19 protein-coding genes are annotated in these 18,167 nt (G+C 72.1%); 11 read left to right on the forward strand and 8 right to left on the reverse strand.

What is annotated here, in order from left to right; all coding sequences use genetic code 11:
* Positions 1-159 precede the first annotated feature (159 nt).
* Both K7C20_RS18280 and K7C20_RS18285 read left to right on the forward strand, forming a co-directional pair.
* Positions 160-816: a DUF1707 SHOCT-like domain-containing protein gene (locus K7C20_RS18280; protein WP_052414232.1), complete on the forward strand. Its 657-nt coding sequence runs from the start codon at positions 160-162 to the stop codon at positions 814-816.
* Between the two features lie 14 nt (positions 817-830).
* Positions 831-1,667, forward strand: a complete 837-nt coding sequence (locus tag K7C20_RS18285) for an ABC transporter permease (protein WP_030075523.1) — start codon at positions 831-833, stop codon at positions 1,665-1,667.
* A 275-nt stretch (positions 1,668-1,942) separates the two neighbouring features.
* On the opposite strand, the gene K7C20_RS18290 is transcribed toward K7C20_RS18285, so the two are convergent.
* Complete coding sequence (locus tag K7C20_RS18290) at positions 1,943-3,676, reverse strand: thiamine pyrophosphate-binding protein (protein ID WP_053209556.1); 1,734 nt, start codon at positions 3,674-3,676, stop codon at positions 1,943-1,945.
* Positions 3,673-4,914 carry an aldehyde dehydrogenase family protein gene (locus tag K7C20_RS18295; RefSeq protein ID WP_048828643.1) on the reverse strand — a complete coding sequence of 414 codons (1,242 nt, stop codon included), beginning with the start codon at positions 4,912-4,914 and terminating at the stop codon, positions 3,673-3,675. Before K7C20_RS18295 ends, K7C20_RS18290 begins: the two co-directional genes overlap by 4 nt.
* A gap of 415 nt (positions 4,915-5,329) precedes the next feature.
* On the opposite strand from K7C20_RS18295, the gene K7C20_RS18300 reads away from it, so the two are divergent.
* On the forward strand, positions 5,330-6,571 hold the full coding sequence (locus K7C20_RS18300; protein WP_245171395.1) for a helix-turn-helix domain-containing protein: 1,242 nt from the start codon (positions 5,330-5,332) through the stop codon (positions 6,569-6,571).
* Here the strand turns inward: K7C20_RS18300 and K7C20_RS18305 are convergent.
* Together K7C20_RS18305 and K7C20_RS18310 are read right to left on the reverse strand one after the other, a co-directional pair.
* Positions 6,561-7,127, reverse strand: coding sequence for a 4'-phosphopantetheinyl transferase family protein (locus K7C20_RS18305; RefSeq protein WP_053209554.1), 567 nt, complete (start codon positions 7,125-7,127; stop codon positions 6,561-6,563). The two genes, K7C20_RS18300 and K7C20_RS18305, sit on opposite strands and share 11 nt — an antisense overlap.
* 558 nt (positions 7,128-7,685) lie before the next feature.
* On the reverse strand, positions 7,686-7,940 hold the full coding sequence (locus K7C20_RS18310; RefSeq protein WP_030075529.1) for an acyl carrier protein: 255 nt from the start codon (positions 7,938-7,940) through the stop codon (positions 7,686-7,688).
* Between the two features lie 360 nt (positions 7,941-8,300).
* Here K7C20_RS18310 and fabI point away from each other — a divergent pair, with 360 nt between their 5' ends.
* The 4 genes from fabI (at position 8,301) to K7C20_RS18330 (ending at position 11,361) form a co-directional block, all read left to right on the forward strand.
* Positions 8,301-9,071, forward strand: a complete 771-nt coding sequence (gene fabI, locus K7C20_RS18315) for an enoyl-ACP reductase FabI (protein WP_053209553.1) — start codon at positions 8,301-8,303, stop codon at positions 9,069-9,071.
* Positions 9,072-9,077: 6 nt separating this feature from the next.
* On the forward strand, positions 9,078-9,566 hold the full coding sequence (locus K7C20_RS18320; protein WP_078953314.1) for a MaoC family dehydratase: 489 nt from the start codon (positions 9,078-9,080) through the stop codon (positions 9,564-9,566).
* A complete protein-coding gene (locus tag K7C20_RS18325) occupies positions 9,563-11,065 on the forward strand; it encodes a class I adenylate-forming enzyme family protein (protein WP_053209552.1) in 1,503 nt (500 codons plus the stop codon). The genes K7C20_RS18320 and K7C20_RS18325 overlap by 4 nt, the downstream gene beginning before the upstream one ends.
* Positions 11,066-11,211: 146 nt before the next feature.
* On the forward strand, positions 11,212-11,361 hold the full coding sequence (locus tag K7C20_RS18330; protein WP_160328737.1) for a hypothetical protein: 150 nt from the start codon (positions 11,212-11,214) through the stop codon (positions 11,359-11,361).
* Between the two features lie 126 nt (positions 11,362-11,487).
* Here the strand turns inward: K7C20_RS18330 and K7C20_RS18335 are convergent, their stop codons facing one another.
* On the reverse strand, positions 11,488-11,997 hold the full coding sequence (locus K7C20_RS18335; RefSeq protein ID WP_030075534.1) for a DUF6344 domain-containing protein: 510 nt from the start codon (positions 11,995-11,997) through the stop codon (positions 11,488-11,490).
* A gap of 339 nt (positions 11,998-12,336) precedes the next feature.
* Here K7C20_RS18335 and K7C20_RS18340 point away from each other — a divergent pair, with 339 nt between their 5' ends.
* Genes K7C20_RS18340 through K7C20_RS18355 form a run of 4 tightly spaced genes read left to right on the forward strand, consistent with a single transcriptional unit; the run spans position 12,337 to position 16,102 of the window.
* Positions 12,337-13,275 (forward strand): ABC transporter ATP-binding protein, encoded by a 939-nt coding sequence (locus K7C20_RS18340; RefSeq protein WP_030075535.1) that lies wholly within the window; start codon positions 12,337-12,339, stop codon positions 13,273-13,275.
* Between the two features lie 10 nt (positions 13,276-13,285).
* Positions 13,286-14,074, forward strand: a complete 789-nt coding sequence (locus tag K7C20_RS18345) for an ABC transporter permease (protein ID WP_030075536.1) — start codon at positions 13,286-13,288, stop codon at positions 14,072-14,074.
* 53 nt (positions 14,075-14,127) lie between these two features.
* On the forward strand, positions 14,128-15,456 hold the full coding sequence (locus K7C20_RS18350) for a sensor histidine kinase (protein WP_078953313.1): 1,329 nt from the start codon (positions 14,128-14,130) through the stop codon (positions 15,454-15,456).
* Positions 15,449-16,102 carry a response regulator gene (locus K7C20_RS18355; protein WP_030075539.1) on the forward strand — a complete coding sequence of 218 codons (654 nt, stop codon included), beginning with the start codon at positions 15,449-15,451 and terminating at the stop codon, positions 16,100-16,102. The genes K7C20_RS18350 and K7C20_RS18355 overlap by 8 nt, the downstream gene beginning before the upstream one ends.
* 130 nt (positions 16,103-16,232) lie before the next feature.
* Here K7C20_RS18355 and K7C20_RS18360 read toward each other — a convergent pair whose 3' ends face one another.
* Genes K7C20_RS18360 through K7C20_RS18370 form a run of 3 tightly spaced genes read right to left on the reverse strand, consistent with a single transcriptional unit; the run spans position 16,233 to position 17,877 of the window.
* Entirely contained in the window at positions 16,233-16,664 is a 432-nt protein-coding gene (locus K7C20_RS18360) for a DUF5994 family protein (RefSeq protein ID WP_030075540.1), read from the reverse strand.
* The gene (locus tag K7C20_RS18365) at positions 16,661-17,647 is read right to left on the reverse strand and encodes an acyl-CoA desaturase (protein WP_030075541.1); all 987 of its coding nucleotides are present in this window, start codon (positions 17,645-17,647) and stop codon (positions 16,661-16,663) included. Before K7C20_RS18365 ends, K7C20_RS18360 begins: the two co-directional genes overlap by 4 nt.
* Positions 17,644-17,877 (reverse strand): hypothetical protein, encoded by a 234-nt coding sequence (locus K7C20_RS18370; protein ID WP_245171393.1) that lies wholly within the window; start codon positions 17,875-17,877, stop codon positions 17,644-17,646. The genes K7C20_RS18365 and K7C20_RS18370 overlap by 4 nt, the downstream gene beginning before the upstream one ends.
* Positions 17,878-18,167: the final 290 nt, after the last annotated feature.

The following is an 18,167-nucleotide window of genomic DNA, read 5'->3' on the forward strand; positions in this document are numbered from 1 at the left end:
AACGGAAAACCGGCCGCCGGGTACACCGAACTGTGTGCGGCGGCGCCATGGGTCAACCTTTCGATGTACTACCGCACGGCGATGCACACCCCCGCGGCGGCGTGGTCGGATGGGGCCGCAAGCGCCCCACCACCGCCGGACTCCGCGGAGGCACCACAGATGACGCAGCCCCAACGCCCCGATCTGCACAAGGATGTGGCGTCCCCGCACACCTCGTCGCCCTCGGTGCTGGCCTCGGACGCCGAGCGCGAGGCCATGGTCGAACGGCTCCGCGAGGCCACCGCGGAGGGCCGGTTAACCCTGGAGGAGCTGGCCGAGCGCTCCGAGGCCGCCTATCTGGCCCGTACCCACGCCGAGTTGATGTCCGTCGGCGAGGATCTGCCGCACGTGACACCCCCCGCCTCGGCAGGGACCGCCACCGGACAGCGCACCTTCCGCGCCACCTTCGGCGACCTCGTCCACCACAGTCCCGTGCTGGAGCACGGCATCGCGGCGACCGCGGTCTTCGGAGATCTGACCCTCGACCTGTGCGCCTCCCCGGCACCGTCCACCGGCGAGCTGACCATCGAGGCCCGCGCGCTCGTCGGCGATGTGCACCTGCTGCTGCCGGAAGGCGTCCGGGTCGAGATGAACTGCTCCAAGGTCCTCGGTGATCTGCGCAATCTGACCCGGGAGCACGCCGGCCCGGCGGCCATCACCCCGCTCGTACGGATCAACGGCTCCGCCGTCCTCGGCGACATCATCGTCGCCCACCCCGACAGCGACCGCCGCACGTACTGGCAGAAGTGGCTCGACGAGCGCCGCAGCCGGGCCTGAGCCGAGGAGAATCCGTGACGTCCCCTCAGGTCCTGCCCCCCTCCGCACCGTCCGCCCCGCTCCTCGACGAGCCGCGGATAGGCCTGCGGGCCACGGTGCGGCACACCGGCGCGCTGGCCCGCCGCAATCTCCTCCAGATCCGGCAGAACCCGACGTCGATGACCGACGCGCTGCTGATGCCGATCGTGCTGACCGGGCTGTTCGTCTTCGTCTTCGGCGGCGCGATCGGGGCCGGCGGCGACCGCGCGCAGTACACCACCTTCCTGATACCGGGGCTGATGGTGATCCTCGGGATGACCATCGCCATGGCCGTGGGCGTCGGCGTCAACGACGACTTCCGTACGGGCGTGATGGACCGCTTCCGCACGATGCCCATCGCCCGCTCCTCGGTGCTGCTGGCCAAGGTCGTGGTGGAGACCGGCCGGATGCTGGTCGCCATCACGGTGCTCCTCGTCTTCGGCGCGCTGCTCGGCTTCGACCTCACCGGACACTGGCCGGGCCTGCTGGCCGCGGTCGCCCTGACCGCCGTCTTCGGCACCTCACTGGTGTGGGGATTCATGCTGCTGGGCCTCACCATGCGCACCGCTCAGGCCATCCAGGGACTCTCGGTCGTGGTGCTGACCCCACTGCAATTCGCCTCCTCGATCTTCGTGCCGCCCGCGACCATGCCGGAGTGGCTCCAGACCTTCACCCGCTTCAACCCCCTGACCCACATGGCCGACGCGGCCCGCGGACTCGCCCTGGGCGAGGGGCCGGTGGCGGGCCCGGTGTTCTGGACGCTGGTGTGGTCGGCGGCCCTCACCGCGCTCACCGCCCCGCCGGCCATCGCCAAGTTCCGCACCAAGACCTGACACCCGATCCCGTACGGAGCGGAGTACCTCCCCCGGCACGCCCTCGGCGTGGCTCCCTCCGCACGAAGAAGACGTGCCCGGCCCCCTCCGGCCACCCCCGGGCCGAAGGAGGCCGGGCACGCACCCCTCTCCCCCCAAGTCCGGTCGTACGGGGCGTTGCCCGCGCTCTCGGCATACGGCCGGACCCTCACCGTCGTGGCGCCGCACCGCCGGGCGGGTTCCGCCTCGGCAAGCGACCGGCCACCGTGGTGAGGGTCCGGCGACAGGGACGACCCCTAGGGCGCCCCGTCCGGCTGATGGCCCTCCCGCTCCGGGAAGTCCCCCGCGGAGGCGGTCATCCCCGGCGGGGTGTCGGCGAGCGCGGTCGCGACCTCCACCACGGTGGTAGTCCCGGCCGCGACCTGCCGCCAGCCGTCCGCCAGCGCCCCGGCCAGCTCGTCGGCGTCCGTCACCCGCCGGTATCCCAGGCCATAGGCGCTGGTCAGGCCCTCGGTTCCGGTCGGGCGGGGGCGGGTGAAGGCGAAGCGCGAGTGAGTGCCGGAAACCCGGTCGAGGTTGGACTGGAGCCAGCCGTAGCCGCCGTTGTCGAGGACGACATAGAGGACGGCGGCGCCCGCGTCGGCGACGGTGGGCAGCTCGCTGCGGAAGAGGTTGAAGGCTCCGTCGCCGACCACCGCGACCACCGGCCGCCCGGCCGGCTCGGCCAGCCGTACGCCCACCGCGGCGGCCGCGCCGAAGCCGAGCGGGGTCTGCTCGCTGGGCACCACGGAGCCGCCGCCGGACCCCAGCGACCAGTGCGGGAAGAAGTACGACCACATGTCCTGGAGGCCGTTCTCCTGGACGAGGACCCGGTCGGCGGGGACGGCGCGGTCGAGGGCGGCCAGCACCCGGGCGACCGGCACGGCCCCGTCGGCCACCGTCTTGGCGGCCTCCTCGGCGCGGTCCGCGGCGCGCTGCACCAGCGCGGCACGCGCCGCACGGACCCGCGCCGGCCAGGCCTCGGCGGGCCGGTGACCGGCCAGCAGCTCCGCCCAGCCGTCCACGATCCGTCCGGCGTCCCCCAGCACATGGGCGCCGGGCCGCTCCATGGTCAGGCTCTCCTCCCCCAACACGGCCTGAATCACCAGGAGTTGAGCGGCGTCCTCCGGCCAGCCGAAGGTGGCGGTCTCCTCCAGCCGGCTGCCCAGCGCGATGACGAGGTCCGCCTCGCGCCACAGCGCGTCCATCGGGGCGACCGTGTAGAGGCCGCTGACACCGCAGTGGAGCGGGTGGTCCTCGGCGACCGTGCCACGTCCTGAGGCGGTACTGAAGAGGCCGGCGCCGATCCGCTCGGCGAAGCGCTCGATGCGGCGGCCGGTGTTGCGGTGCCGGGCGCCGCCGCCGACCAGCAGTAACGGCCGCTCGGCGGCGGCGATCCGCGCCGCGGTCGCGGCCAGCGCGTCCGGGTCGGGGGCCGGCCGCTGGGGCGCGGCCGGGCGCCACGGTCCGCTGCGGGTGACCGGTTCGGCGGCGATCTGCTCGGCGAGCTCCAGGTAGATCGGCCCCGGAGCGCCGTTGACGGCGAGCGCGGCGGCCTTCTCCAGGGCGCCGGGCAGCCGCTCGGCGTGGTCGACGCGGGCCGCCCACTTCACGTACGGGCGGACCGCGGTCAGCTGGTCGAGCTCCTGGAAGGCGCCGGTGCCGAGCCGGTCGAGCCGGGTGCCGTCGGCGATGAGGATCAGCGGTGCGGCGGCGGAGCGCGCCTCCAGGACGCCGGTGAGCGCATTGGTCAGCGCCGGGCCCTTGCCGATCACGCAGACACCGGGACGGCCCGACGCGAGCGCGTAACCGGTCGCCATGAACAGGGCGTTGCGCTGGTCCCGGCAGAGCACCACGGTGGTGTCGGACCGCTCCAGCTCGCCGAGCAGCGCCATGTCGTCACCGGGCAGCCCGAACACGACCTCGGTGCCCAGGTGGTGGAGGTGGTCGGCGATCGCGGCCCAGGCGGTGGGGTGGGTGTACGAGGTCATCGGCCGGCTCCCGGACCGTGGGCGGCGACGGCCTTGGAGATCAGCACGGGCTCGGCCCGCACTTCCTCGCCGTCGAAGATGTAGTTGGCCATCCGTCCGTAGCCGCCGAACGGGGCGTTGCCGTCGTCGATGGACAGCAAGGTGGTGTCGAGGGTGACGGTGGTGCGCCGGCGCAGTGCCTCGACGAGGCCGGGGGCGTGACCGTAGACGCTGGAGCCCAGGGCGCGTTCGGTGAACATGCCGGTGGTGAGGGTCGCGGCCAGGGCGTCCTGGTCGCGGTAGCCGGCGATGTTGAAGATCGGGGCGAAGAACTCCGGTACGTGGGTGCGCGGTGTGACCTCCTCGCCGACGACGACGGTGGGGTCGAGCCGCCGGGCGCGGAAGTCGACATGCCCGCCGTGCACGATGCCGCCGCGGTTACGGGCCAGGAACTGCGCGCCGTCCTCCAGCGCGCTCTCGTAGAAGATCGGCCCGAAGTCGGCGTCCGGGTCGGAATACGGGCCGTAGCGCAGCCCCTTCAGCTCGCTGACCAGGGCGTCGACGAAGGGGTCGAGCAGCGACTCATGGACGGTGAACAGGTCGGGGCCCAGGCAGTCCTGGCCGGTGTTGAGGACCCGGATGGCGATGGCGTCGCGGGCCGCCTGCTCGACATCGGCGCCGGGGGCGACGACGAACGGGTTGACGCCGGAGCCGAGGAAGAGGAAGAGCTGCCCGGGGGAGAGCTGGGCGCGGATCTGTTCGGCGTTGGCGTAGGCGCCGGTGAAGACGACGACATCGGCGGGGCGTACGTGATCCTGCAGGAATTCCCGCTGGCTGGCGCCGGAGAGGGTGATGGGCAGACCGTGCTGCTCGGCGAGCAGGGTGTGCAGCCGGTGCATCTGGTCCTTGACGCGGCTGGAGGGACGGAAGACCAGCCGGTCGGTGTAGAGCGCGGGGACCAGGAGGTAGAGGGCGTAGGAGTAGAGGATGACGTTCGACGGCATGAAGGCGGCCAGCCGGGGGACCCGGCCGGGCCGGTGGGCGGCCACCTCGTCCAGGGCCCCGTCGAGGGTGGCGACGGTCGACTCGATCTCGTAGCGCGCGGCGCGGTGGGTGGAGATCTCGCACAGCAGATCGTGCACGGTACCGGCGTCGTTCACCAGGAAGTCCCGGACCCGGTGCACGGCTGCCGCGCGTCGGCTGTCAGTGCTGTCCTCCGGCTCGGCGGCCACGGTCGGCCATGCGGGAGCGGAGCTCATATGTCCCTCCTCGGGGCGTAGTCCATGGAGGGTCAGCGTCAGCCAATAGTCATTTATTGTCAAGCATAGTCATTGCGCTCGACTGTCCCATATGACAAGCGGCCCCGCTCCCGGCCGGCCCATGAGACCCCCCACCTCCCCGCTCTCCCCGGTACCGAGCGCCCGAGCTGGCCTCTCAGCTGTCGCGATGCCCGCACAGCGGAAACGGGAATGGCGTACTCCGAAAGTGACAAAAAATGACTCCTGTCGGGCGCCAGACCATCCACAGGCGCCCCTGAGCGGACCTCCGGTGAGTAGACTCGCGGTCATCACGTTCCCTCTGTCCGCAGCCGTCCGCGCCTTGCCACCGTCCGTCCGCCCCACTCAACTGCGAGCGATTTTCTTGACGATTGAGCAGCCTGCTTTCGGTAAGCGAGTGCGGGAGGTCCGGCGCGCTCAGGGTCTGTCCCAGGGGGACCTGGCCGGGGACGATCTCTCCCCCAGCTATGTCTCGCTGGTCGAGAACGGCCGCAGAATCCCCAGCGCCAAGATCGCCCGGTCCATCGCCGAACGCCTCGGCACGACGGTCGAGGCGCTGTGCGCCACCGACGAGCCGGGGGACCGGCTGACCCAGCGCCTCGGCCTGGTCGGCCAGTTGGTGGCCGCCCGCGCCGCCCAGCTGGCCGGCGACTGGGCCGCGGCCCGGCAGCAGCTGGAGTCCGTGGTGGAAGCGGCCGGCGCCGATCAGGACGAGGTGCGCTGGGAGGCGCGCTGGGAACTGGCCACCGTCCTCGGGCGGCTCGACGACCCGGCCCGCCATGAGGCGGCGCTGCGCCGGCTGCTCGACGACCCCCTCACCCGCTCCGCGCCCGTGCTGCACGCCCGCGTCGCCATCGAGCTCTCCCAGCTGCTGCGCGCCGCGGGCCGCCTCGCGGACGGTGTCCGCTTCGCCGAGGAAGCGGTCCGGGTCACCGGCGAGCTGGAGCCCGGCCGCCCGGAGCGGGCGCAGGCCCAGGTGGCGCTGCTGTCCGTGTCCGTCGACAGCGGGGAGTGGAGCCGCGCCGAGCAGCTCGGAGCGGAGCTGCACACCCAGGTCGCACCCTTGCCGGCCGGCGAACTGCGGGCGAGCGCGCTGTGGGCCGTGGCCGGTGCGCAGTATCTCGGCGGGCATCCGGACCGGGCGCTGGAGCTGCTGGCCGAGGCGGAGCAGCTGCTCGCCGCGACGGACGGGGTGCGGCTGCGGCTGCGGCTGGCCCGCGCGCGGACGCTGCTGGCGCTCGCGGCGGGCGGGCAGGACGAGGCCGGCGCCCTGCTGGAGCGGGCCCGGCAGGCCGCCGCGCTCATCGACACCCCGTCCGCCAGGACGTGGCTGGCCGTCCTGGAGACGGCCGCGGCACTGCGCCGCAACGAGCCGGTGAAGGCCGCCGGCCAGGCCGCCGCGATCGACCCCGACGCCGCCGGGCTGACGCCCCTCGACCGTGCCCGCTGTCTGCTCCATCTGGCCCGCGCCCATCGCGCGGAGGGTGGCGAGGAGGCCGCGGAGGCCGACTTCAAGGAGGCCGCCGAGGGCTACGAGAAGGCCGGGGCCTTCCGGCTGGCGCTGGAGAGCTGGCGCGAGCTGAGCGCCGGCGGCCGGGCGGGCGAGGGGCCGGATCCGCACGCGGTCCTCATGCCGTAGCGGTGTCCGTGGCCTCGGCGCTGTCCGCCTCGACCGCCGGGCCGCCGTACGCACCGGCCTCCGGCGCCCGCCAGAATCTGGCGCCGGGTGCCGGGTCGGAGGTGGCCGCACAGGCCACGCTCTGCGGGCCGGCGGGCAGATCCCGGACGTAGGCGGTGCGGCCGGGATGGGCCGCGGAGCCGGGAATCACGATCTTGCCCTCCCGCGCGCCGCTCAGCGCATCGATCGCGTCGGCGGCGGCCAGCTCGCCCCGTCCGGTCAGCCGCAGGGCCGCTTCCTTACGGGTCCACAGCTGGGCCAGCCGCTGCGCCCGCCGGCCCAGGGGGGCCTCCTGGACGTAGCCGCGCTCCAACGGCGTGAAGGGAAGCAGCAGTTCGCCGACCGGTCCGCGCGGAACGGTGTGCACGGACAGGGCCACGGGGAGGTCCCGGGCCAGGGCCAGGAACTGCCGGCCCGCGTCGGCGGCGGCGTCCAGGCAAAGGCGGGCGCCGGGAGGCCAGCCGGTGGCGGCGGGCGGTTCGGCGAACACCGGTCGTCCGAAGCCGTCCCGGGTCACCGGAATATCGCCCGGTGAACAATGCAGTAACCGGCCCAGAAATGCCGTTAAGCAGTCGGGCTGTCGAATGTCACCGGGGACGTTCGAGAATATATGCAAACAACCGTCGGCTAATTCGGATGAGCGGGACGGGCCCCAACTGACGCCCCCTGAGGGCGAGTTGGCCGGGCCACCGTCATGGTTGAGCGAATGTGCGCCACAGGAACGCCGGTCCCCCCGCATAGATCCCCTCGCACCATGTCTCCTTTCCGGACCGGTCACATCCGGGAAAGCAGTGCACTGAGTCGATTTGATTTACCCTCCGGAGATCTTCAAGGTAACCCTGGTCTATGCCTGCGTCAACAAGGGACGACCGAAAATCAACTTTGGTTTACCCGGAGCCATTACCAGATTTCGCCAAAGTGAGCCCCGGCGCGGCACGGTGAACCCTGGCCACCGCAAGTCGAGCAGTGGCCGGTCTTCCGTTGCCGGGAATCTGACCCTTATTCACATCCCTTGTACGGGTGCGCTTCTGCCGGAGGATGCGACCGGCAGAAGCGCACCGGCCGGGGGCATCCCTCAGGACGCCAGCTGCTTCTCCACCCGGATCACTATGTCCAAAACCGTGCGCATGTCCTTCATCTCCTCTTCGGGCAGCGCGATCCCGAAGCGCTCCTCCGCCACGACGACGACCTCGGCCATCGCGAGCGAGTCCACATCCAACTCCTCGACCAGGGACTTCTCCTCGGTCACCGTCGCCGGCACCACGCCGGCCACCTCGTGCAGGATCTCGGCGAGTTCAGCAACGATCTCTTCGCGGGTGGGGACGGTCATGACGGTCACCTCTCTGTGGAATACGGGCGGTACGGGTCGTGGGCACGACCCGGGGCCGTGCGGGCCGGGTGCGGCGCACACCGGGGCCGCGGCGCGGCGAGGCCGACGACCGCACACAGCTCACCGGCCGGCAGACGTGGCATCCCGGCGCGTGCGGCGTCATCGAGAAGCAACGTGCTCCGGCACGGCATGGGAATCCTCCGTGACACGGAGTCATTCTCTTGACTACACTTGACTGCTCTAGTCAACTGGAGGTCCGATAGGTTGTCAACGACTACCTTTCAAGACCAAGCCAGGACAATGCTTCTGAGTTATTTTCAGTGACTCCGAAGTCGATGATGAGTCACACGGAGGAACCGCATGAGCGGTCTGCTCGACGGAAAGCAGCTGGTCATCACCGGCGTGATCACCGAAAGCTCGATCGCCTACGCGGTGGCGCGGCTCGCCCAGCAGGAGGGCGCCAAGATCGTCCTCACCGCCTACGGACGGCCGACTCTGGTCGCCCGGCTCGCCCGGCGGCTGCCGGAGGAGCCCCCCGTCGTGGAGCTGGACGTCACGGACGAAGAGCAGCTCACCACCCTCGCCGACCGCGTCGGCGAGCACCTCGACGGCGTCGACGGCATCCTGCACTCCGTCGCCAACGCCCCCGCCAACTGCCTGGACGGCGGCTTCCTGACCGCCCCGTGGCGCGATGTGTCCGCCGCCCTGCACACCTCGACGTACTCCCTGGTGGCGCTGACCATGGCCTGCCGCCCGCTGCTCCGCCCCGGATCCTCCGTCGTCGGCGTCGACTTCGACGCCTCCCGCGCCTGGCCCGGCTACGACTGGATGGGCGTCGCCAAAGCGGGACTCGAGGCCTGCTCGCGCTATCTGGCGCGTGACCTCGGCGGTCAGGGCATACGGGCCAACCTCGTCGCGGCAGGCCCCCTGCGCACCCTGGCCGCGCGCGGCATCGGCGGCGACGGCCCGTCCTTCGAGAAGAGCTGGGCGGCCCGCGCCCCTCTCGGCTGGGACCCGCAGGACGCCGAGCCGGTCGCCCGTACGTGTGTGGCGCTGCTGTCGGACTGGCTGCCCGCCACCACCGGCGAGATCGTGCACGCGGACGGCGGCCACCACATGATCGGCGACTGAGCGGCGATGACGGAGCGAGCGGCGGCGCCCACCACCCTGTGCTGCGGCCCGTACGCCATCGAGCGGAAGCGGATCGCCGCGTTCGCCGCCGCGCTCGGCGACCCCCACCCCGCGTACACGGACCCGGCGGCCGCCCGCGCCCTCGGCCACCCGGACATCATCGCCCCACCCACCTACCTGGCCACCCTCGCCGCCGACGCCGAGGACCAACTGCTGAACGCCCGGCCGGACTTCACGGCCACCGAGGGCACCGTGCACCGCGCGCAGTCGCTGCGCCACGCCCGCCCCGCACACGCCGGCGACACCCTGCACGCCACCGTCCGCCTCGTCGCGGCCACCACCCTCGCCGGCCGCCCCCTCCTCACGCTCGACTGCGAGTTCCGGGACGCGGACGGCGCCTGGGTGGCCACCACCACGTCCTCGCTGCTGTGCCCGGCCACCGCACCGCGGCCCGCCCGGCGCCCTCGCGACACCACGGGATCGGAGCACCCATGACCGACACCATCGCCCCTCCGGTCGCCGCCGCCCGGCTCGTCGACGGCACCGCGGCCCCGCTCGGCGGCGGCGGCCGCCTCGACGGCCCGACACTCGCCCGCCGGACAGGAACCACCGCACACGCCTTACGACAGCTCGGCCTCCGGACCGGCGACCGGGTCCTGGTACAGGGCGACAACAGCGTCGACTATGTCGTCACGCTGCTGGCCCTGATGCAGCTGGACACCTCACTCATCCCGCTCGACCACCGGCTCTCCGCCGCCGACGCCGCCGCGGCCGGCCGTCAGGCCGACGCCCGCTGGCTGGTCACCGGCGCCGACCGCGCCACCGGCTTCCCCGGCATTCCCGACCGGCACGTCATCCACTACCCGCGGCTCGCCGCCGACGCCCCGGCGCCACCGCCCGCCGCCGTCGACCTGGCCCCCTGGTTCCGCCGCCCCGACGCCCTCGTCCTGTGGTCCTCGGGCACCACCGGGCGCCCCAAGGGCATCATCAAGCCCGGCCGGGCCGTCCTCGACAACTCGCTGCGCACCATCCAGGCCATGGGCTACCGGGAGGACGACGTCCTCGCGCCCCTGCTGCCCTTCTCGCACCAATACGGGCTCTCCGTCATCCTGCTGTGGTGGCTGGCCCGTTGCACCCTGCTGGTCACCCCCTACCAGCGGCTCGACGCGGCCGTCGGCCAGGCCGCGGCCCACGGCGCCACCGCCGTGGACGCCGCCCCGTCCACGTACCACTCGCTCCTCGGCGTGGTGCGCCGCCGCCCGGAGGTACGCGCCGGGCTCGCGGGCGTACGGCTCTGGGGCGTGGGCGGGGCACCGCTGCCCACCCCGCTGGCCGAGTCCTTCCACACGACGATGGGCCGCCCACTCCTGGACGGCTACGGTCTGACGGAACTCGGCAATGTCGCGCTGGCCACCCCCGACTCGCCGCACGGCTGCGGGCGTCCGCTGCCCGGCGTACGGCTGCGCGTCATGCGCCCCGACGGCACGGCTGCCGGCCCCGGCGAGCTCGGCGGCATCGAGGTGCGCTCCCCCGGGCTGATGGCCGGCTACCTCCAGGAGGACGGCTCGCTCACGCCGGTCGACCCGGACGCCTGGTATCCGACGGCCGACCTGGGCAGTGTCGACGCCGAGGGCACCGTGCGGGTGGTGGGCCGCAATCAGGCCGTGCACCGGCTGGGCTTCACGCTCTACCCCGAGAGCCTGGAGCGCCGTGCCGAAGCCTGTGGCCGGCCGGTGAAGGTACTGGCGGTCGAGGACCAACGCCGTGGCAGTGCACTGCACTTCGTGGTCGCCGACCCCGATGGCGAGGCCCCGCTCACCTGGCGCCGACGGCTCGCCGAGCACCTTGCGGAGTATGAACAGCCCAATGCGGTCCATGTCGTCGACCACTTCCCGCTCACTGCCAACGGAAAGCCCGACACGCGTGCGCTGCGTGCGGAGCTCGGGCTGGAGCTGGGAGGGGGTCCGGGGACCGGTGCCCCGGTCGGGGGCTGAGCGATAGAACTCCGGGCGAATCGCGGGCGGTTCACGCCAGTGGGTGGGTCACGCCTGTGGGTGGTTCAAGTCTGTGGGTGGTTCACGTCTGTGGGTGGTTCACGTCTGTGGGTGTTGCGGCATCTCCGTGCGGTTCACGTCTGCGGATGTTTCACGTGGAACATGTCGGCCTGCAGTTCATCGCCGGCCTGCGGTTCGTCACCGGCCTGCGGTTCATCACCGGCTTGCAGTTCATCGCCGGCTACTGCGTCGTCCTCTGGCTCGGGCCTCCGTGCCGAAGTCCGGCTCGGGCCTGAGCGGTTACTCCTGGATCCGCTTTCGGGTGGATCAGTTCCGTAGAGCTGTCACGCGAGAGCTGTCACGCGCCGTTTCGCCCCTTTGCAGGGCTGGTGGGGCCGGCTGCACAGCGGCTGCCGGCCGGTTCAGAGGACGCGAGCGGTGGACGCATGACGGCGGGCCGCCGGGACGGCCGCTGTGCGTGCATCCGCCTCGGCACCGCGGTCCGGCGCGGCCCCGGCCGAGTCGGTGAGCTCATCGGCCACCAGCGGCTCGGTGCGGGTGCGAGTGCGGCTGCGCAGGCCGGGCGAGGTGCCATGGGCCTCGGCGCTGATGCGCTGCTTGATCGTCGGCGGCAGCTCGGGCCGGGCGAACATCCGCCGGGCGGGGTCGGGTTGGCCGAACAGCGGTACGGCGCGCGGCGCGGGCACGGCAGGAGTCCCTGGCCCGGGATCCGGCACGGCGCAGTGCACCGCCTCCGGGGCCTCGGTACCCGGGGCGTCGGTGCCCGCCTTCCCGTTGCCCAGGGTCCGCTCGTACAGTGCGGCGTCCCGGCGCGCGGCCGACGCCGCAGCGGAGACACCCAGTGATGCCAGCAGCTTGCCCAGCATGGCAAGGCACACCGCCCAGAACTTCATGACCTTGGTCGCAGCCATGGCCCCTCACTTTCGGTCGGGATCTCCCCGAGAGATCCGTTGCGTCTGCTTCTGTTGTGCTTCCTCTGTTGCTTCGCTTCAGTTGCGCCGCTTCCGGTGCACCGCTTTGATGGCGTCGCTTCTGTTGCGTTTTCTTATGATGAGTACGCAATGGGAGGATTCACGGACCGACGCCCCAGGATCGGCGTTCTTCTGATGAACACCACCCGTACGCAGTAGCCACAGCCGTCGGACGGCAGGCGGGCGGCAGATCGTAGGCCCCGGTCAACCGATCGGTTGATGCCGTTCCGAGCGCGATGGGCGATGTGCCACCGGGTGCGTCGGGCGGATTCTCGGGTTATGGCAATCATCGAAGTCACCGGGCTGCGCAAGGTCTACGGGGGCCGGGCCGTGGTCGACGAGGTCTCCTTCGCGGTGGAGGAAGGGGAGATCTTCGGCGTCCTCGGCCCGAACGGCGCCGGCAAGACGACGACCGTCGAGTGCGTCGAGGGCCTCCGTGTCCCGGACGGCGGGACGGTGCGCGTGGGCGGGCTGGACCCGGTCGCGGACCATGACCGGGTCACCCAGATCCTGGGCTCCCAGCTCCAGGAGAGCGAGCTACAGGCCAAACTCACCGTGCGGGAAGCGCTGGAGCTCTACGCCGCCTGCTACCCGCGCCCGGCCGACTGGCGGCAGCTCGTCGAGCGGCTCGGTCTCACCGACCGGCTCACCGCCCGCTTCGGCAAGCTCTCCGGCGGCCAGAAGCAGCGGCTGTTCATCGCGCTCGCGCTGATCGGCAATCCGCGGGTGGTGGTGCTCGACGAACTGACCACCGGCCTCGATCCGCGGGCCCGCCGGGACACCTGGCAGCTGATCGAGGAGATCCGTGACTCCGGGGTGACGGTGCTGCTGGTCACCCACTTCATGGAAGAGGCCCAGCGGCTGTGCGACCGGATCGCGGTGATCGACCGCGGCCGGGTCGCCGCGCTGGACAGCCCGGCGGGTCTGATCAGCAAGGCCTCGCGGTCCGTCGTCATCTCCTTCACGCCGTCGGCGCCGCTCGACCCGGCCGAACTGGCGGCGCTGCCGCAGCTCGGGTCCGTGGAACGGAGCGGCCGGACCGACGGACGGGGGGCGGCGGGCTCCGCCGATGAGCGGCTGGTGATCCACGGGACGGACGCCACCGTCGACGCGGTGATCTCCCTGCTGGCCCGGCACCGCATCACCGCCCGGCAACTACGGGTCGGCGACGCCACGCTCGACGACGCCTTTCTCGATCTGACCGCACAGGAAGCCTGAGGTGCCCGCCGTGCCCGCCACGCCCGCCCCGACACATACGGCTGCCCCGCCGAAGCCCCGGGCCGCCGCGCGCGCCGTCCTGCAGACCGAGGCCCGGCTGTTCCTGCGCGAGCCCGGATCCCTGTTCTGGATCCTGGTCTTTCCGACCCTGCTGCTGGTCATCCTCGGCCTGATCCCGTCCTTCCGCGAGGCCAATCCGTCGATGGGCGGCCGGCGGATCATCGATCTGTATGTGCCGGTGGCGCTGCTGCTCGCCGCGATCACCACCGGAATCCAGGTGATGCCCGCGGTGCTGACGGGCTATCGGGAGCGCGGCATCCTGCGCCGGATGTCGACGACCCCGGTACGGCCCGCGGCGCTGCTCGGCGCGCAGATCACCCTGCACGGCGCGGCCACCGTGGTCTCCATGACGCTGGCGCTCGCCGTCGGCCGCCTCGCCTTCGGTGTGGCGCTGCCCGAACAGCTCATCGGCTATGTGCTGGCGGCCTTCCTGACCCTGTGCAGCGCGCTCGCCGTGGGCTGTCTGCTCTGCGCGCTCTCCCCGACCACCAAGGCGGCGAGTGTGGCGGGCTCGGCGGTGTTCTTCCCGATGATGTTCACGGCGGGCGTGTGGGGCCCGGTCCAGGCCATGCCGGACATGCTCCAGCAGATCGTCCAGCTGGTGCCGTTCGGTGCCGCCTCGCAGGCACTCAACCAGGCCGCGTCCGGCCACTGGCCCGGCTGGTCGCATCTCGCCGTGCTGACGGTGTGGACCCTCGTACTGGGCCGGGTCGCCCGGCGTCGCTTCCGTTGGGAGTGAGGGTGGCAACCGGAGTCTGGGTGTCCGCACACCGCCCGGGGGACACTGCCCGCATGGCAAGCGTCGACAGCAAGGACGGGGCGGCGGAGCCCGTCGCCGGCCCACAGGTGCCGCGCACCTCTCCCACGCTCACGCAGTCGCGCAGCCGCGAGCAGCAGGCGTGGGACCGCAATTTCCGGCGGTGGGGCGGCTACCCCCTGCTCGGCCTCGGGGCCCTGACCTCGGCCGCGTCGGCGGATCCGCTGCTGCCGGGGGACGAGGTGTATGTGGCGGGGGTGCTGGTGGCGGCTGCGCTGGCGCTCCAGGTGTGGTGGAGCCGGACCGGCCACCGGAAGCCCCCGCAGTCACCGGCCGGGCCGTTTCACTACCTCGTCCGCTATCTGCTGGCCTTCGTGCTGACCTGGCTGAACCCCTTCTTCGCGATCTACGCGGTGCTCGGCTACTTCGACGCCCCGCATCTGCTGCCGCCGCGCTTCGTACGCGCGGGGCTGCTGGCCACCGCGGTGATCATGGCCGGCTCGCAGTCCGGGGGGCTGCCCCCGGCGAGTGCCGTGAACTGGGTGGCCTTCGGGCTGCTGTACGTCCTCAACGCCCCGCTGGTACTGGTCTTCAGCCGGATCGCCGTCCAGGAGGCCGAACACGCCGCGGCGAATGCCGCCACCATCGCCGAGCTGGAGCGCACCAACGCCCGGCTGGAGGCGGCGCTGGAGGAGAACGTCGGTCTCCACGCCCAGCTGCTCGTCCAGGCGCGGGAAGCGGGTATCGCCGATGAGCGCCGCCGGCTGGCCGCGGAGATCCATGACACGCTCGCGCAGGGCCTGGCCGGCATCATCACGCAGCTGGAGGCCGCCACCGAGAGCAGCGATCCGGTGGCCGCCCGCGGGCACGCCCGGCGCGCCGTGGCACTGGCCCGCGAAAGCCTCGGCGAGGCCCGTCGCTCCGTGCACGACCTGGGCCCCGGAGTGCTGGAACATGCCGCACTTCCGGATGCCCTGCGCCGGACCGTCGAGGAATGGTCGGCGGTGGCGGGCGTACGTGCCGAGTTCACCGTCACCGGGACCGCCGAGCCGCTGCACGACGAGGTCGAGGCCACCCTGCTGCGGATCGCCCAGGAGGGCCTGGCCAACACCCGTCGGCACGCGGCCGCTTCGCGGGTCGGCGTCACCCTCTCGTACATGGGGGACGAGGTGACCCTGGACGTCCGCGACGACGGCCGCGGCTTCGACCCGGCGACGCTGCCGCCCCGCGAACGCACCGGCGGCTTCGGCCTCGGCGGGATGCGGACACGCGCCGAACGGATCGCGGGCGCCGTCGGCATCGAGTCCGAACCGGGCCGGGGAACAGCCATATCCGCTCGCGTACCGTTGGTCCGCCATGGCTGAGCACACGGAGCGGACCGAGCGGGCCACCGTCACCGTCCTCATCGTCGACGACCACCCCGTCGTCCGGGACGGTCTGCGCGGCATGTTCTCCTCCGCCCCCGGCTTCGAGGTGCTGGGTGAGGCCGGCAACGGCATCGAGGGGGTGGAGCTCGCCGCCCGCCTCGACCCCGATGTGGTCCTGATGGATCTGCGGATGCCGGGCGGCGGTGGGGTGGCGGCCATCACCGAGCTGGCGCGCCGGGCGTCGCGCTGCAAGGTGCTGGTGCTCACGACGTACGACACCGACTCCGACACCCTCCCGGCGATCGAGGCCGGCGCCACCGGCTACCTCCTCAAGGACACCCCTCGCGAGGAACTGTTCACGGCCGTCCGTGCGGCGGCCGAGGGCCGTACGGTCCTCTCGCCCGCGGTCGCCTCCCGTCTGGTCTCACGGGTCCGCTCACCGGGCAACGAACCGCTCAGCGCCCGCGAGCGCGAGGTCCTGGCCCTCGTCGCCAAGGGCACCTCGAACCGTGAGATCGCCGCCGTGCTGTTCATCAGCGAGGCGACGGTCAAGACCCATCTGACGCACATCTACGGCAAGTTGGGTGCGAAGGACCGGGCCGCGGCGGTGGCGGTGGCCTACGACCGGGGGATTCTCGGTTAGGGCCTGATCCACACGACAGGCCCTGGGTGGGGTCCGGCGGCCACCGCCTCGGGCCCGTCGCGGCTGTTTCACGTGAAACAGCCGCACACGGCTGCGAGTTGACGTGGCGCCGTCCCGCTCACTGCCCCGCTCAGGCCGGTGCCAGCTCCCCCGTGCGAGCCATCTCCGCCATCATGTGGACGGCCTCGGGCTCGGGGGTCTCGGGCGGGATGATCAGCAGGTCCCAGCGGCCGTGGCCGGGGGAGACCAGGCAGACGGTGTCCGGGCCCGGGCGGCCGGTGGTTCTGCGGAGGCGGACGACATGGCCCTCGACGAGGATGTGGGCGGGGAGAGCGCACCAGGCCGCGCCGTTCACCGTGGCGTGGGTGATCCGGGGCCAGTCGAAGGGCAATGCGGCCAGCAGTTCGGGGAGTTCGGCCAGCAGGTCGACCGAATGGGGCCACCAGACACCGTCGATGCAGCGCACCGTATCGGTGTGCGGGGCGATGGCCAGGCGGGCGACGGGAGGTGGCGTGTGGTGCCGGGAAGGGGCTGGGCCGGGAGAGCCCCTGGCAGTGGTCATGCGGTGCTCCTGATACGGCGGGCCGCCACCCGTGCGGGGTCGGGCCAGCGCACGTCCCGGACCCAGCCGAGGCGTTCGAAGAGCCGGATGACGGCGGCGGACACGTCGATCTGACCGCGGTCGACGCCGTGCCGGGCGCAGGTCGGGTCGGCGTGGTGCAGGTTGTGCCAGCTCTCGCCGAACGACAGCAGAGCCAGCGGCCACAGGTTGGTCGCCCGGTCGTGGCGCCGGGTGCGGAACGGCCGCTCGCCGATGACATGGCAGAGCGAATTGACGCTCCAGGTGACGTGGTGCAGCAGCGCGATCCGGATGAACCCCGCCCACAGCAGGGCGGTCAGCGCGGTGACCCAGGAGCCGCCGAGCGCCCAGCCCAGCGCGAACGGCAGGCCGAGCGTGAGCAGACACAGCACGGGGAACGCCCGGTCCACCGCACGGATTCCGGGGTCGGCGAGCAGATCGGGCGCAAAGCGGCGGTGTGAGGTGGGGTCGTTGCCGAACAGCCAGCCGATGTGCGAGTGGACCAGTCCGCGCAGCTGGCCGCGCAGGCTGGTGCCGTAGCGATAGGGGGAGTGCGGATCGCCGGGGCGGTCGGTGTAGGCGTGGTGGCGACGGTGGGTGGCCACCCAGTCGATGACATCGCCCTGGAAGCTGAGCGATCCCGCGAGGGCGAGCGCGACGCGCAGTGCGGGAGCGGCGGTGTAGCTGCCGTGGGTGAGGCCCCGGTGGAAGCCGATGGTGACGCCCAGGCCGCTGATGACGTAGAAGACGGCCAGCAGCACGAGGTCGGTGAGGTGTACGACGCTGCCCCACAGGAGGGGGATCGCAATGCCCAGGCCCACGAACGGGGCGACGACGATGATGCCGGTCACCGTGACGTACATACGGCGGCCGCTATCGGTCGGAGGTGCGGCACCGCTGTCGGGGAACGGCGAGGTGCCGTCGTAGTCCTGTGGCGACGGGAGGCCTCGGGCAGTGGACGTCACGGTTCGTCGCCCGCCTTACCCGGGGGTGGTGACGGTGGGCTGGATACCGGCGATTCGTGGCCCGCCTCATCGCGCGGCCGCTTGTGCTTCCGCTGCCGCATCGACTGCTTCCAGTCCGTGTACCGGTGGGTGGCCATCCGGCCGGCTCCCTGGGCATTGACCCGGGCGATGAAGAGCGCGCCCAGCGCGACCAGCGCCAGCAGCACGACCACGGTCAACAGAGTCTGCATGGAGCTCACCTCACCGAATACCTCGTATCCCGCGGCATCCCTGGGCATCCTTCGGTGTTCCGGTGCTTCCAAGGTACCCCGCGGGGGCCCTGTGCATCCCGCTATGGGCAGTTATGGGCGAAGAGGTGAGCGGCGCTGAGAGGCAGGCAGGGAGGAAGGAGGAAGGAAGGCCGGGAGGAAGGCCGAGGGGGAGGCAGGGAGGGAGGCCGAGGGAGAGGGCCGAGAGCGGGCGACCTCTACAAACCTGTAGATTTCGCTCCGGCCCTCGTCCCCCTCCCCTGCCCCCCGAG

The sequence above is a fragment of the Streptomyces decoyicus genome (genome assembly GCF_019880305.1).
GTDB classification, from domain to species: Bacteria; Actinomycetota; Actinomycetes; order Streptomycetales; family Streptomycetaceae; genus Streptomyces; species Streptomyces decoyicus.

Bases quoted from the DNA above. Each gene is read 5' to 3' on its own strand.
- K7C20_RS18335 (WP_030075534.1), bottom strand. From the start codon at position 11,997: ATGGCTGCGACCAAGGTCATGAAGTTCTGGGCGGTGTGCCTTGCCATG.
- K7C20_RS18295 (WP_048828643.1), bottom strand. From the start codon at position 4,914: ATGAGCTCCGCTCCCGCATGGCCGACCGTGGCCGCCGAGCCGGAGGAC.
- K7C20_RS18325 (WP_053209552.1), top strand. From the start codon at position 9,563: ATGACCGACACCATCGCCCCTCCGGTCGCCGCCGCCCGGCTCGTCGAC.
- K7C20_RS18350 (WP_078953313.1), top strand. From the start codon at position 14,128: ATGGCAAGCGTCGACAGCAAGGACGGGGCGGCGGAGCCCGTCGCCGGC.
- K7C20_RS18310 (WP_030075529.1), bottom strand. From the start codon at position 7,940: ATGACCGTCCCCACCCGCGAAGAGATCGTTGCTGAACTCGCCGAGATC.
- K7C20_RS18340 (WP_030075535.1), top strand. From the start codon at position 12,337: ATGGCAATCATCGAAGTCACCGGGCTGCGCAAGGTCTACGGGGGCCGG.
- K7C20_RS18370 (WP_245171393.1), bottom strand. From the start codon at position 17,877: ATGCAGACTCTGTTGACCGTGGTCGTGCTGCTGGCGCTGGTCGCGCTG.
- K7C20_RS18290 (WP_053209556.1), bottom strand. From the start codon at position 3,676: ATGACCTCGTACACCCACCCCACCGCCTGGGCCGCGATCGCCGACCAC.
- fabI (WP_053209553.1), top strand. From the start codon at position 8,301: ATGAGCGGTCTGCTCGACGGAAAGCAGCTGGTCATCACCGGCGTGATC.
- K7C20_RS18280 (WP_052414232.1), top strand. From the start codon at position 160: ATGACGCAGCCCCAACGCCCCGATCTGCACAAGGATGTGGCGTCCCCG.
- K7C20_RS18320 (WP_078953314.1), top strand. From the start codon at position 9,078: ATGACGGAGCGAGCGGCGGCGCCCACCACCCTGTGCTGCGGCCCGTAC.
- K7C20_RS18360 (WP_030075540.1), bottom strand. From the start codon at position 16,664: ATGACCACTGCCAGGGGCTCTCCCGGCCCAGCCCCTTCCCGGCACCAC.
- K7C20_RS18355 (WP_030075539.1), top strand. From the start codon at position 15,449: ATGGCTGAGCACACGGAGCGGACCGAGCGGGCCACCGTCACCGTCCTC.
- K7C20_RS18330 (WP_160328737.1), top strand. From the start codon at position 11,212: ATGTTTCACGTGGAACATGTCGGCCTGCAGTTCATCGCCGGCCTGCGG.